The following is a 14,736-nucleotide window of genomic DNA, read 5'->3' as shown; positions in this document are numbered from 1 at the left end:
CGCGTCTCAGGCGCCTGTCGTTCCAGTTCCAGCCGACGGCTCCACTTCCTCGATCTCCATCACCCGCCGCACGATTTCCCAGGCGCGCCGCAAGGGCAGTTCCACACGCACTTCAAGCACACCGTCCGCACGGCGGACAGGCGTACCCATGACCCTGGCGCTACCCAACAGCAGCGCCAAGTCCCCCTTCAGTTCGGTGTGATAGCCCAGGATCGACCGGAGCGTGACATTCGGACGAACCTCCAGTGCATCAAGCGCCCGGCGCAACTGGTCAATCCCATCCAGTCGCGCGGCCTCGAGCCGTACGTCTTCCTCCGCCTCGGCCAAGGTGACCTCGGCCCGGCCCACCGCCCGCGCCGTGGTGTGGCTCCAGGCCGGCGCGTCATACTCGATCAGTCGATAGCGGGTGCGGAGCGTTTCCGCCTGTGGAGGCGGCGCCAGGCCGCGGGCGGTCAGGGTCTCGCGCTCCGCCAACAAGGCCATTTCGCGGAAGTCAGCGGCCTGGTACTCCCCGCGTTCCGGGTGTGCTGCACACACTTCCGTGAGTATCCCCAGCAGCGTCCGCATGTCGATGCTGGCCTCGGCTACGGCGACCTGGTCGGGCTCGAACCGCACGCGGACGCTCGCCGAACGCGCCAAGGCGGCACGCGTCGCCTCGCGCACATTCGAACCGCTGGCCAGAAAGTCCCGCAGGCGGCGCGCGTTCGAAATCTTGAGACGGCTGACTTCGTCCAGCAGGGCGTACACGGCGTCGGCTGTCGCAGCGGCGCGGGCCAACTCGAGACCGTCACGCGTTACATCTTCCCAACCCGACGGATTCGGGCTCCGCAGCGGTCCACTTTCTCCGGCTGCGCCGGTCGCCCAAAGTACCGGCCAGGCCCGAGCTATCGAGCGAAGCCGTTCTTCGTCGACTCCACGGCGCTCCGAGGCCAAGGGATACTCACTCAAGAGCGGTTGCAGACCTGCCCGCAAGTCTTCTGGCGTGACGCGAACATCGACTTCGCAGACGCCATCACTGTACCAACGGAAGCGGCCCTGCTGCGGCCAGGTGCGCGCCCAGAAACGTACGGCGCGGTCGAGGTCCACGTCTTCACGCAGCCATTCCTGCAGTGACCCCTGTCCCATGGGTAACGGGCCCAACTGCGCAAGCATGGCCGTGCGGGCCCGGGCCAACGCAACCTGCTCGAGCGCCGTGCGCTCAGCCGGATTGGCGGGCGGACCGGCGAGCACGAGGCACGTGCCGGCCAGTGCCATGACGAGCGCAGCCCCAGGGCAGGATGGCCGGCCCGCGCAGCGCGACGCGTTCGCCGGGCGAAACCGGCGAGGGCAGCCCGGGAGATGACAAGGGGGTGGCAGCATCGCGTCCGTCCAGCCGAACGGGAGTTACTCGACGATCATCTCGTCGCCGGGCGGCACCTCGCGCACTTCGCCGTGGTGCTCACGCTCCTCGACCACGACCGTACGCCGCTCCTTCTTCGCGCAGCCGGTGCTGCCAAACACGATGAACAAAGCCGCCAGCGTGCCGGCGATCCATCCCAGTCGATGCACGAACTTGTTGGACATGTGTACCTCTCCACGAATCTGCGGATCGAAGGGCCGCTGGCGTCATGCTACCCACGGCACGACAGCACAGCGGCCAAAAACCAAGCGTGGCTGCAGTTCCGGGCTAACGGCTGCTGCGAATCAATTGCCGGTGCAGGATGGCCCAGAGCTCCATGCCGGGTACGGCGACCGTCACGTTCGCGACGCCGTCGGCAATCTCCGTGCGGGTGATGACCGCACCGACAATGATCGCATCTACCAGCGTCTGCACCTCATCGGATTCGGTGACGAAGTCCCGGACATAGGTCGTGCCACGAATCTGAAGCCCCACGACCTGCTCGGCGAGCTTGCGCTTCGCATCGAGCTCGGCTGCCCGAACGGCCTTGAGCCGCCCCTGCGGTGTCTCAATCTCGGGGTCGGTGCCTTGGCCGGTGGCCTGCAGCGGCCGCAGTGACCAGTCGGGTGCCGGGAACGTTGCGCTCTGGTTGGCGCGCTGGACGTATTGGGCCGGTGGTACGCCCATGCCGGTGGCCTCGAAGTCGCGCTTGACGACCGTCTTGACGATGTTCTCGACATCGTGGCCGCGCACCTCGCCGCCCTTGTAGTGCCGGCTGTGCAGCTTCTTGATTGTGGTGATGACCTGCTCAGTCGGAATGCGGATGGTAACTTCCGCGATCAGCTCATTGTGATGCAGGTAGGTGCGGATTTCCTCGCCGGACGTGGCCATGACTGTGTTGAGCTCGGTGAGAATCTCGTCGCTCTCGGTGACGAAATCGCGCACCTGCGTAGTCGAGGTCAGGCGCAGCCCGCGGATGCGCTCCGCGAGTTTCCGAATCGCATCGACGCGCGCGGCGCGGATCGCCATGAGCCGGGCCTGGGGACCGACCTGGCGCCAGATGTCGGGTATCGGGGCGGGCGGAAGTTCCGGCGGTGGGGGCGTGAGATATTCCTCGACTCCGATCGGGAGATCCGGCGGCAAGTCCGGGCGTGGCGCCCCCATGCCAGTCACCTTGATGATTTTCTTCTCGATGCGCTGGGTCATGCTGACGAAGTCTTCCGTCCGGATGCTGTTGCCCTTGTAGTGCCGTTCATGGCTGGAGCGCAGCGTCTCGATCACGCTTGCAACTGTGACCTCGGCGGGTACTTCGCAGGAAAGGTCCTCGTACCAGCGTGGCTCGCCCAGCCGGATACCCTTGATGAAGGCGTCCACGCTGGTTCGGATGTCATCCGATTCCGTTACGAAGTCGCGCACGTAGGTGGTCGAGTTAATCTGCAAACCGTAGACCGCTTCCGCGAGTTTACGATACGCATCAGCTTCGGCTGCGCGCTTCGAAAGGAGCTTGTTCTGCTCCGGTGAAACCCCCTGCGCTCCGGCGGACAGGACCCCGCTCAGGAGCATGACTACCAGCGTCACCGCGTTGAGTCTGCGCATCGCTCTGTTCCCTTTCTTCCCGGGTGAATAGCTCTCTCGGCACCGCAGCGCCGCTCGGCCGGGCCTTCCGCCGAGTAGCGCTTGGCTTAGACAGCGGGCCTGCCCGGGGGTTAGTCCGCTCGCCATCGTACCGGCGGGTGCGCCGCGGCGACCACCAAACGGGTGGCGGCAGGCCGGACCACGCCTACGGCCGGTCCAGATAATAATACCCGACCGTCGCGTAGCGCTCGACCAGGCGCGGATGATTGGCACCGTATTCGAAGTTGAGCGCGAACGAATCTGTAAAGTCGATGGTGTCGGTGAGGAGGTGCCAACGCACCGCTGAGAACGATCCGCGCGCATCGGCAGGGCCGCCGGCCACATGGTTGCACGCCGCAAGGGGATGATCGAAGGGGCCCGTCCCGAAGTAGAACCCGCCGTTGTAATAGTCTTCGGTACCGGTTCCGGGGATTCGGCGCCGGCCGTCGATCGTACCGGATTCGTTTCCTTCGAGGAGATTCAGGGCGCCCGAGATTTCCGTTACCCGCTCGTCCGGGCGGCCAACTCCGAAGGCGAAGGTTCCGACGTACCGCCCACGGCCAACGAGCGTGACAACCTCGTGTCGACTGCCGCGTGGCTGTGGGCCAGCGACCTCGTGGAAGCGCGCGTGGAGGTACCCGAACGGTTCAGGCGGTAGTAGATCTGCCAGGGCGACATCCACCACGAGGGGCACGGGGCTCGGGCCGTCGTGATGCAGCGTGATATGTACGTTGCGGCGAAATGGCATCGGCAGGCGGCAAGTGGCTACGAGTTCGTCGTTCTGGATCGTAACGGCAAGCGGCAGCGTCTCGAAGGGGGCCACGGCCTCGTGCAGGCCGAAGAACGCGGACAGCGGAACGTCGATGGCGGCGTCGATCGCTTCATCGTAGGTGATCCGGAGGCGCACGTCGCGCCACGCCGCGGCGGCACTGACCGTGGAACGCAGCCGCAGGGTGGTCACGGTGCCGGCACCGAGATGATCGAACAGTGTCGTTGAGATCTGCGGCATGAGGGTAACCGGGAGATGATCGACCACCACGCGCGGCCGGCCAATCTCGGGCAGGGTGCGGGCGGTCAACGTCGCAACGGCGCGGTCATAGGTGGAATCGTCGGCCAACCGCACCGAGAACGGACGCGTGGGTGTCGCGGTTCGCTGGACGTTTACGTGATAGAAGTAACCCGCGAGCGGCTGGGCGTCGGCGAGAACGATGCGCAGGCGGCGCTCGAAGCTGATTGGCACATAGCTGAGTACGGCGGAGGAGTTCGGGCCCGCCAGTGGCATGTTGAATGGGGCCGTCTGTCCGAACGCCGCGAGGGGTACGTCGACGGCCGGTGCACGAAGGTCGTCGACATAGATGCGCAGCCGCTCCTGCTCAAAACGGCCGAGACCCTCGCCGGTCAGAAGTCGTGGACTGAACACGTCGGCGAGGGTAAAGCGTGTGAACCACATTCGGCCGACAAAGCCAGGACCATCATCGACGGCGGCGAGCAAGTAGCCGCCGAGGTTGACGGTATCCGGGGGTGGTCCGTCGAGATCTTCGAAGAGCAGGAGACGCCCCCCCCCGTAACGAGCGATGAAGTTATTGAAGTCCTTGCCGCCGGGATTCCAGAGGCCGCGGTCGGGCTTGCGATTGTGGCTGGCGAACTGCTCGTACTGCCATGGACCGAAGGTGGGCAGGGGGGTGGGGTCAGCGAGACTTGTGAGGCCGACATCGGCGCGCGCCGGGTCAGGCGGTGTAGCGGCGGCGCGCTGCTCGGCGAGCACGTCTCCCGTAGTGCGGAGTTCGCTGGCAGGGAGCGGCACGCAGCCGGGCAGCACTACGGCCGCGAGCACGGCCCAAGAACCCAGGAGGAAGAAACGCGCAGTTTTGGTTGTAGGTTCCTTCGGCATGGCAGCCATTCTGCGGGCCATGCGGGTGCGCCGCAATGTGCCCCGGAATGGCAAAGTGCCGGCGGTCCGGGTGCGCAGAAGCGCGCGGGCGGCGGCCCCGGAGTCCCCCGTGTCGCCACCGCCCGCGCATCTGAAGCACTCAGCGCCAGTAGTAGGACCAGGCGTAAGTCAGGGTGGCCTGTTCCTCCGCGGCGAGTGCCACACGCCAGGACACGCGCCCCAGGCCGTTGAGGTGGAGCGGTCCGTACCCGCCATAACGCGCGGCCCAGGCCCGCCACCAACCGCGCCAGGTGCTGGCCGGTCCGTCATACTCAAGCCAGTTCGTCTGCACTGAAGTGCCTTCGCGGTCCGCGGCGGTCACTTTTCCGAGCACGTGGCGCTGCACTTCAACCTCGATCGGGGTGCCCCGGCGGTTCGTAAGCAGGATTGTTCCGTCGAGTTCAATCAGGGAGTACTGCGTGCCATTCAAGTTAAGCGCGTTCGGCGTGCGCTGTGATTCGGTCTCGCTCTTGGATACGAGGATGTCCACGGCCGTTGTCACTTCAACATCGGCCGTGCCGCCGACGGGGGCATATGTCATGAGCCCCTGCGAAAGCAGGCGATCACCCCACAGTACCACGGCCGGAGCGGTGGTGAGTGGATAGGGCCCGCTGTTCTTCAGGCGAATGCGGTGCATGACTTTGGGCGTCCGCAGGGCCTGCAGGACCGCCGCGCTGGCGCCTTCGTCGACCTGGCAAATCCACTCCAGGGGTGGTGTGGCAGGGACGTCAAGTGTGTACACATCGGTATATTCAAGCCGGTATTCGGCCACAGGCACGACCATGCGTTCACCCTTCCGCAGCGACAGGGCGGGCAGCGTGAATACGAACAGGTCTTCGTACCGCGCTGCGTCGGTGGCCAGTGCGTCCAGCCCATCGGAAGTTCCGCCCGGCACGGCCTCGGCGAAGCCGTAGGAAGCCACGGTTTGAGACATGATCGCGTTGCTGAAGTAGTCGGCCTGCTGTTGCCGGGCGCGGGTGTGCTGCACGACCTGCACGAGGGTCTCCTGCAGCGACATCGGGTCGGTCGTGTTCGCGAAGCCAATCGAAGGGACACCCACCACGAGGTTCACCACGGCGTTCTCAAAGTCCGCCAAGTCATTGATGAGGGTGGCCTGCAGTCGGATGAGCGCCTGCCCCTTTCCATCAATGGATACACGGTAGCTGGGAATCCAGCGCACCCCGCGCTGGACGTAGGTCAGACCAATTTTTGCTTCCGGGAAGGGAGCGCCCGTACCCCAATCCAGCTTGTAGGTCAGCAGTGTCCGTTCCTCCTGCACTTCAATCGAGCGATGCGGAGGTTCTCGAAACGTCACGTCACGGAGATGCGCAAAGGGCAGGGCCCGGACGCCCTCTTGCACTTCTAGCAATAGCACTTCCATTTCCGGTGCGGGGGGAGCCGTGTGCGGGGTGGCCGCATCCGGTGTGCAAGATGCATCTGTACCGAGGACAATCGCGGAATAACTGTCGCCCGTGACTTCCGTGATCCTGACGTGCGCCCCGGGGTTGGCTGTCAGAAGTGCCCGCAGGTGGCCTGCACGGTGCTCCGTTGTCACAGTCCGTGTGCCGGCTACAACCGCCCGGAGTTGTGCGCGGTCATCCGGGAGGTAGGGCCAGAAGGTTCCGAGCACCGGCGCGGGGAGCGTATCGAGCACGACGTCGCCCGTGGCCTCCGTCGGCATCTCTGCCTCATGCACAATCATGGCATGACCATCCTTGAAGACGGTCAACTCCTTGATTGGCATCGAGGTGAGCGCCGCCGCCGCGATCGGGAGCCGCTCAATCGCCCCGTGGCCGGAACCCTTGATCTGCCCGGCGGCGCTGCCGACCGTGCACAACATCATCCATCCTGTCAGCACTGCAATCCGGGACATGCGGAGCTCCTTCGTACTGTCCGGCCAGCCGACAGCGTGACGACGCTACCACCACGGACCGGATAGGTACTAGCATGCACGAGAATGCGACGGAGTGCTGTAAAAGGCGTGTAACGACCGCTCGGAGGAACGGGGGCCGTGAACGTGTGCGCGGTGTTGTGCTCAGCGCGGCCGCTTGTAGAACGGTAGCGGCACAACCGCCGCTGCCTCGTTCCGGCCGCGGATGTCAACCTCGACGGCTGTGCCAGGGACCGCGAGATCGCTGCGGATGAGCGTCAGCGCGATGTTGCGGCCGAGTGTTGGGCTTTGCGTGCCGCTGGTAATGGTGCCGACGACTTCACCGTCGCTGAGTACCGCCGCGCCCTGGCGGGCAATGCGTTTGCCGGAGAGTTCGAGGCCGGCAATGAGCCGGGCGGGCCCCTGTTCCTTGAGACGGGCAAGCGTGTCGCGGCCGATGAAATCCTTGGAGAGATCGACGGCCCAGCCCTGGCCGGCGGAGAGGGAGTCCCAGTCTTCGCTCAGTTCGTGACCATAGAGCGGCATGCCCGCCTCAAGCCGGAGTGTGTCGCGGGCACCGAGGCCGGCAAGCCGGATGGGGGCGCCGATTTCGGCCGACTGGCTGAGGACCAAGCGCGCTGCGGAGAGCGCCAGTTTGACCGGCAGGATGATTTCGAAGCCGTCCTCGCCGGTGTAGCCGCTGCGGGCGATGAAGTACTCCAGCCCAAAGGCATTACCGGCGAGGAAGCGGTAGTTGCGTAAACCGGCGAGATCGAGCGGCAGGGGCAACACGCGCGAAAGGGTGCTGAGGGCCTCCGGCCCCTGGAGAGCAACCATCGCGGTTTCAAACGTGCGGTCCGTAATGTCGACGTTGAAGCCGCTGCGATGCTGTTCCCACCAGGCGAGCAACTTGGTGCGGTTCGACGCATTGCAGACCACGAGGAAGTGGTCGGCAGCCCGCGAGACGATCACGTCGTCCAGGATGCCGCCGTCCTCCCGGCACATGTGGCTGTAGCGGCACATACCGGGTTGGCTGGTGCCGATGTTGCGGGTGTTAAGCCATTCAAGGAAACGCTCCGCGTCCGGGCCGCGGAATTCGACGCGTCCCATGTGCGACACGTCGAACATGGTGCAGTGCTGGCGCGTATATTGGTGCTCCTCGACGATGCCCGTGTACATGATGGGCATTTCCCAGCCGGCGAAATCGACAAGACGGGCGTTGTGATCGCGATGCAGGTCAAGCAGCGGTGTCTGGAGCATGATTTTTATCCCTGGGCACCGGCGAGCCAGCCGGTGAAACAAGGCAGGATACTCGATGCCGACTCGTTTGTGGAGAAGCCGTGGTGACGCGTGGGTTGTGCAGTTTATACGATTCGTAGAACGCGTTTCAGATGGGATCAACCGCGATTCCCGCGGAGTCGCCCCAACAGTTTCTGAGCGGCTTTACGCATGTAGAAGCCCGGCCGGCGCAGATTGCGACGTAACTCGAGCAGCTCTGCATAAGCGGCAGTGTTCGTGCTGTCGTGCCCGGTGACACGCGTGGCGAGCAAGCCCGCGGCCCGTTGCCAGCCATCCGGCAGCGCCCGGCCGGCACTCAGAAGTAGGTAATGGAACAAGACCGGGTCGAGTGGCTGGCGATCGTCGATGAGTTCGAGCAGTGGTTCAGGCAGCAGTACACCCGGGCCCCACCGGCCGATGGCGCGCCAGAGCGCGCCAAGTTCCCCGAGCGCACCCAGATTCGCATCCAGCAGGTCCACGGCCAACCGACCCGGTTGTGTGCGCAGCAGGACGCGGGTCAGTTCGCCCCCGTGGTCGAAGGGGTGCAGATCGGGCGCTACGTCGAGGAACGAAGGCACAAGCTGACCACCGCGCTGCGCCCAAGTGCCGGTAAACGCTGCCGCCGGCCACCGTTGAAGAGCCGCGGTACAGCGCGCCAACCAGTCCGGCGCGGCGCGATCTCCTGCCCAAAGCGTCACCAGCGCATCACGCGTCAGGAAATCCACAGTTGCCTGTGGGGTACCGTGTGGGTCTACAACTCGCCATGGTCGGCCCAACCACGGGACGATGGTGTCTGCCTCGTCGCCAGCCGGCAAAAGGCACACGATCTTTGCCGGGGGGGCGGTCTGTGCCGCCAAGTCACCGAGGGTCTCTGCAGCGGATTCCAGACCCTTGGGTGCGAGCACGACCACCAGCACGGTGGGAGTAGTGACGTCCGGCGCGGGTGCGCCCAGCGGTCGCGGATGGTCATAGAACACGCCAAGCGGTTCGGTCGCGACCGCGTAAGGCCGGGTGATGCGCTCACGGAGGGCATCATCGTCGAGCAGGCATTCCATCGCTGCCAGCAGGCCCTCGGTCGTCCCGTCGTAGAATAGGGCGTTGCGCTCATGCTCGAAGAATGCGCGGAAGGCGGGCAAGTTGTTGATGATGACCGGCACACCTGCGTCGTAGACTTCGTGCAACGCGTAGCAAAAGGACTCGAACCGGTTGGGAAACACGGCAAAGAGGGTTTCGTCCAGGCGGCGCACGATGGCAGCCCGTTCGACGTGGCCGGGGAACTCAAATCGCGGGCGCAGAGCCGGGGGAATCTGCGCGCGGAGATACGCGATGCTGCTTGTGCCGAACGGACTCTCCGCACTGTCAAGGCCGATGAGATCGAAAGTGCAGCGCAATTGCGGGCGCCGCCGGAGCAGCAGCAAGGCGGCGTGTACGAGCTGGTCGACCCCCTTGAGATGGTAGATGCGGCCGAGGAACAGGATCCGGAAGTGTCGGTCGAGCGCAGGGCGCTGCGTCACGCGTGGAAAATCCTGGCGTGGGGATTGGGAGACGGCGACACGCTCAGCCGGCAGGCCATAGCGCTGGGCAGCCGTGGCTTCGTAGTACGACCGGGACGGGGCAAGGATAGCATCCGCAAGCCGAAAGGCGCCGCGTTCCAAGGCATAGAGCCGGTAACGGTCACGGTTCACATCATGGGTTGCTCCGACCTCGTCGATGAGCTCGATCGAGCCGTGCAGCCGGATGCCGATCACCGGCGCCGCCGTCGGGACTCCGCTGGGTTCGAACAGTCGCGTGGCCAAGGCGTAATAGGCCGGACCGCAGTAGTCGAAAAACTCCACATAATCGAGGGACTCGTGCTCCTGCACGCGCCGCAGTGCGAGCGCGAAGCGCAGGCTGCGGTGCGCGAAGGTGCTGGTGACGTCGTGCTCGGACCCGGCCCGCTCACCGACCAGCGCCTGCACCTCGTAGGCCCAGCAGTGCTCCGCGTTGGGCATCTGGAGGCGGTCGTGCTCCTGGAAACGCTTGAAATCAGAGTGCGGTACGTCCAACAGGAAGACGATGCGGTGCCCGCGAGCCAAGAGCAGTTCGGCGGCGTTGCGCAACAGTACACCGCAGCCGCCCGGTGTAGTCGGGTAGATCTCGTAACTTACGAAGCAGATCGTTGCCACGCGGTCCTCTCGGTACCTGGATCGTCACGCGCCTGTCGCCGCGGCACTGCCTCTACTGGGCCAGGAATTCCGCGAGCGAGCGCTGCGCCGCGGCATTGTAGCGTGGGACATACGCGCGGTACGCAGCCAGCAAGTCGTGGCGCTCCTCCAGGGCGCGCTGCGCATAGCGGGCGATCACTTCGGCCCGATCGGGATATCGCACCACCAGCCGCTCGGCGAGATAGGGATCGTCCTCAAACAGGTGGCTGCTGGGGCCGATCAGGCAAGGTATGCCGGCCTGGAAACTCTCCAGAGGCAGCATCGGGCAACATTCAAAGAAAGTCACATAGAGCGTCAGGTGTGTCCGGCGCAGTCCCGCGGCGAGGTCAGCCGCCGGGATGGTACGCTCGTGGAACTCCGCGACCGGGATACCGAAGTAATCCACCACTTCGCGCGCCCGTGGACCCAACCCGGCCGCGTGCAGCCGGGCGCGTGGGATCATCCGCAGGGCGGCGAGCATGGCATGTGGTGATTTCCACTGGTTATCCGACATCCACATGCCGATTTCCCAGTGGTCCGTCGGTACGTCCGGCGCCTGCTCCGGTGTGCCTGCGATGTAGTTGAGCAGCAGGTGCGACCGCACGCCCGCCGCCTGGAAGAAGGACTCCATCCCGGCTTTCACCGTACCAATCGTGTGAACCTGTCCGGCGCGGGCGGCATCGATCCAGAGTCGCAGGACACGCCAGTCGTAGTCTTTCGCAAAAAAGACATAGCCGCCATGCCAGAGCAGGTCGAGTCGCAAACCGGCATCGCGACAATGCAGCTCCTGCATGAGCAGAAAGTGCAACTCGTCACCGCCGGAGAAGATGAAGTGCTGCGCACCAGTTGCGAGCAGCACGTCCGCATGGTGGGGTAGTTCGGCTGGATCGATGATTGCAGGTTCCACCGCGGGGCTCGGGGGGAGGGCGTACGTGTGGGGGAACAGCGCGCGGGTGGAGTTGGACACCCCAAGCCAGCGTGGCACATGTACGGCGACGGCCCGCCCCTGTGCCGCCCGCACACGCTGGATGAACTGCTCTTCGCCCGCACTGAATCCGCCCGCTGCGCCGCGCGCCGGGGGGCCTGTTAACGGCCCGCGCCTGGAACCGGGAGGAAGCATCGGCGCTTGGGCTGGATAAACCGTCAGCGTGCCGCCTTCAGGAGCATACAGATCGATGATTTCGCGGCGCCCACGATAAGTGATGGCCGCTCGACCGCTCCAGGCGTGAGACAAGAAAGTCAGGACCGGCTCGCTCGCGAACGGAACTTCGGCTCGGCCATGCTCCGAGACCAGGCAATAGCCGCAGGGACGATCGGCGGCGGGGCTTTCGTGCCAGGTTCCACGGCGATCCACAAGCGTCCAGGGCAGGGGGTCGGCGTCGGGTTGGGGGCGTGCTTCCAGCAGCCACACTTCCTGGCCGAGCGCGTCGGCGTGACGTTCACCCAGCGCCTCGACGACAACGAGATCCTGCGAGCCGCCGTGGAGCATCCGCAGGGCAGCCCAGGCACGACTGCGACGCAGCCGCTCGGCCCACCGGTAGGTCGCCCGGGCTTTCAGGTAACGCAACTCGTTGGTGAGATCACGCACCTGGTCCGCGAGCGGACGCAGGGCCGGCGCGGCGGGGTGCCGTGGAATGGCCGGCTTGGTTGACGGTTCGGACATAAGCTCCAGCTCAGAGGCGCCACCTGCCGCTACATACGCCGCGTGGGCATTGTAGGGTGACCGGCCGGCGATGCCACGCGGGTACCACGGGGACCCTTCGTCTCGCCCTTCCGGTTCCACTATGATCCGGCGCGCCCTGGGTGCGGGTACGTGGCTGGCTGTTCGGAGGTGTCCCTTGTTCCTGAACACGTTGCTCGGGTGGTTTGTCCAAGCACTTTTGCGGCTGCGCTACCGCATTCAGGTGTGCGGACTGGATGCAGTTGCGGCGCGCGGAACACGTGGCATCCTGTTCCTGCCAAACCATCCCGCCCTGATGGACCCGATCATCATGACCGCGACACTGCAGCACCGTTTCGCGGTACGCCCGCTCGCGGATCAGGACCAGATCGACCGCTTTTTCATTCGCTGGCTTGCGCAGCGAGTTCGCGTGATCCGGTTGCCCGACATTCGGCGCTACGGTCCCGGTGCCAAGGAGGAAGTCCAGCAAGTCGTATCTGTCTGTACGGCCGCGCTGCAAGCCGGTGACAACATCCTGCTTTATCCGGCCGGACAGATCATGCGCAGCCGGTACGAGGTGATCGGCAGCACGAGCTCGGTGGAGCAGATTCTGCGCGCGGCGCCCGAGACACGTGTCGTCCTGGTACGCACTACCGGCCTCTGGGGCAGCAGCTTCGGCATGGCGCGGGGTGCGGTACCCGATGTCGGCCACCTGTTGCGGAAGTACGCCGGGCTGTTGCTCGCCAATTTCGTCGTGGGCTTGCCACGACGCACGGTCAAGCTGACTTTCGTCGAGCCGGAAGACCTGCCGCGCGAGGGCGGGCGCACGGCTCTCAACAGCTTTCTGCAGGATTTCTACAACGCCGAAGCGCCGGCTGCGCGCCATGTGCCCTACGGCTGGTGGGAGCGCGGCGGTCCCCGCGAACTGCCCGAACCGACCTGGAACCGACTTAGCGGGTCACTCGCCGGACTGCCTGAGAGCACCCGGGCGCGGGTTTGTGACTACCTGCGGGAGCTTTCAGGCGTGGAGCAGTTCGATGACGATGCCACCCTTGCCCACGATCTCGGCCTCGACAGTCTCGCCAAGGCGGAGTTGATGCTGTGGCTCGGCCGGGAATTCGGTTTTGGCGAGGGTGATGTCGACGCCCTTCAGACGGTTGGCGATGTGCTGCTCGCGGCTCGCGGGGAGTCCGTGGTCACGCGGCCGGTGGAATTGCGGCCGCCGCCCGCCGGCTGGCACGGCGCTGGCGGGAACACACGCGCGACGCTGCCCGCGGGTAACACGTTGACGGCCGTATTCCTCGCACAAGCGCGGCGCGGACCCGCACGTTATGTCGTTGCGGACCAGGTGCGCGGCGCTCTCCGTTACCGCAACCTGCTGACGGGCATCCTCGCGCTGCGGCCGCGCCTCGCCGCTTTGCCGGGCGAGCGCATCGGCATCATGTTGCCGGCGGCAACGGGGGCCGCCGTCACGTATTTTGCAGCACTCTTCGCGGGTAAGACTCCAGTGATGGTGAACTGGACCACGGGGGCGCGCAATGTACAGCACGCGCTTGAGCTCTGCGGCGTCGAGCGCATCCTGACGGCCCGCGCGCTGGTGCAACGTATCGAATCGCAAGGGACCGATCTTGCGGCTCTGCACCCGCGCTTGGTTTATCTCGAAGACCTCGCGGCCGGCTTGTCGAAGTGGGAAAAACTGGCGGCACTCGTGAAGGCGTGGTGTTGGTGGGGCGAACTTGACCGCGCGCGGGTTCCGGATACGGCCGTCGTGCTGCTGACGAGCGGTTCGGAGTCGCTGCCGAAGGCGGTACCGCTCACCCACGGCAACATCCTGACGAACCTGCGCGATCTGCTGCAGGTTGTCGAACTGTACAATTCAGACTGTTTGCTGGGCTTCCTGCCGCCGTTCCACTCGTTCGGCCTGTCCATCACGACGATTCTACCGCTCGTGGCCGGCGCCCGGGCGGTCTATCACCCGAGTCCCACGGAGGCGTGGGCCCTGGCTCAGCTAACTTCGCTTTACGGCGCGACGCTGCTCTGCGGAACACCGACTTTCCTCAATGGCATTGTCCGAGCGTCGCGCGCGGAACAATTGGCCACGCTGCGGCTTTGCGTGACGGGTGCTGAGAAGTGCCCGGAGCGCGTCTACGCGGCTCTGGCCGAGCGCTGCCCGCAGGCAGTTATCTGCGAGGGCTATGGCATCAGTGAGTGCTCGCCGGTAGTGTCCGTGAACCGCGTCGAGGATCCGCGGCATGGCACGATCGGCCTGCCGCTGCCGTCGGTGGAATGGGTGCTCGTCGATCCCGACAACGAGCAGCAGCGCGTGCCGGCCGGAACCACCGGCCTGTTGCTGGTGCGCGGGCCGAGCATCTTCGGCGGATATCTTGGCGACGAGGTAGCGTCCCCTTTCGTCGAGTTTGAGGGCCGATCATGGTATCGCACCGGCGACCTGGTCAGCGCTGCTGAGGATGGTGTGCTGACTTTCCGCGGGCGCCTCAAGCGCTTTGTGAAGCTCGGTGGCGAGATGGTTTCGCTGCCAGCCATCGAATCGGTGCTGTTGGAGCAGTATGGTCGCGAGAGTGATGAGGGGCCAACGCTCGCCGTGGAGGCCACACCGTCTGAAGAACACGCGGAAATCGTGCTCTTCACGACGCAGCCGCTCGACCGGGCGGAAGTGAACCAGCGCATCCGCACGGCGGGACTTTCGGCGTTGCACAACGTGAACCGGGTCGAATGGGTTGAAACGATACCCGTGCTGGGAACAGGGAAAACGGACTACCGGGCGCTGCGCGAGCACCTCCGTACCCAACCGGGCCAGTAGCG

At 65.3% G+C, this 14,736-nt stretch carries 9 protein-coding genes; 1 reads left to right on the top strand and 8 read right to left on the bottom strand.

The window, feature by feature from the left end:
• Positions 1-6 precede the first annotated feature (6 nt).
• The 8 genes from IPM18_11885 to IPM18_11850 form a co-directional block, all read right to left on the bottom strand.
• Positions 7-1,254, bottom strand: a complete 1,248-nt coding sequence (locus IPM18_11885; protein MBK9120284.1) for a hypothetical protein — start codon at positions 1,252-1,254, stop codon at positions 7-9.
• A gap of 129 nt (positions 1,255-1,383) precedes the next feature.
• Positions 1,384-1,563, bottom strand: a complete 180-nt coding sequence (locus IPM18_11880) for a hypothetical protein (GenBank protein MBK9120283.1) — start codon at positions 1,561-1,563, stop codon at positions 1,384-1,386.
• Between the two features lie 103 nt (positions 1,564-1,666).
• Positions 1,667-2,974 (bottom strand): LPP20 family lipoprotein, encoded by a 1,308-nt coding sequence (locus IPM18_11875; GenBank protein MBK9120282.1) that lies wholly within the window; start codon positions 2,972-2,974, stop codon positions 1,667-1,669.
• A 184-nt stretch (positions 2,975-3,158) separates the two neighbouring features.
• A complete protein-coding gene (locus tag IPM18_11870; GenBank protein ID MBK9120281.1) occupies positions 3,159-4,883 on the bottom strand; it encodes a DUF2961 domain-containing protein in 1,725 nt (574 codons plus the stop codon).
• A 139-nt stretch (positions 4,884-5,022) separates the two neighbouring features.
• Positions 5,023-6,795, bottom strand: coding sequence for a hypothetical protein (locus IPM18_11865; GenBank protein MBK9120280.1), 1,773 nt, complete (start codon positions 6,793-6,795; stop codon positions 5,023-5,025).
• Positions 6,796-6,957: 162 nt separating this feature from the next.
• The gene (gene gcvT, locus IPM18_11860) at positions 6,958-8,052 is read right to left on the bottom strand and encodes a glycine cleavage system aminomethyltransferase GcvT (GenBank protein ID MBK9120279.1); all 1,095 of its coding nucleotides are present in this window, start codon (positions 8,050-8,052) and stop codon (positions 6,958-6,960) included.
• Between the two features lie 137 nt (positions 8,053-8,189).
• Positions 8,190-10,235, bottom strand: a complete 2,046-nt coding sequence (locus IPM18_11855; protein ID MBK9120278.1) for a glycosyltransferase family 4 protein — start codon at positions 10,233-10,235, stop codon at positions 8,190-8,192.
• Positions 10,236-10,287: 52 nt separating this feature from the next.
• Positions 10,288-11,916, bottom strand: a complete 1,629-nt coding sequence (locus IPM18_11850; protein MBK9120277.1) for a hypothetical protein — start codon at positions 11,914-11,916, stop codon at positions 10,288-10,290.
• Positions 11,917-12,091: 175 nt separating this feature from the next.
• Between IPM18_11850 and IPM18_11845 the strand changes: the two genes are divergently transcribed.
• Complete coding sequence (locus IPM18_11845; GenBank protein MBK9120276.1) at positions 12,092-14,734, top strand: AMP-binding protein; 2,643 nt, start codon at positions 12,092-12,094, stop codon at positions 14,732-14,734.
• The last annotated feature ends 2 nt before the right edge of the window (positions 14,735-14,736 follow it).

The organism is Phycisphaerales bacterium (genome assembly GCA_016716475.1).
In the GTDB taxonomy this organism is placed as follows: Bacteria; Planctomycetota; Phycisphaerae; order UBA1845; family Fen-1342; genus JADJWG01.
The sequence above is the reverse complement of the archived record's forward strand: the minus strand, read 5'-3'. Positions and strand labels throughout refer to the sequence as shown.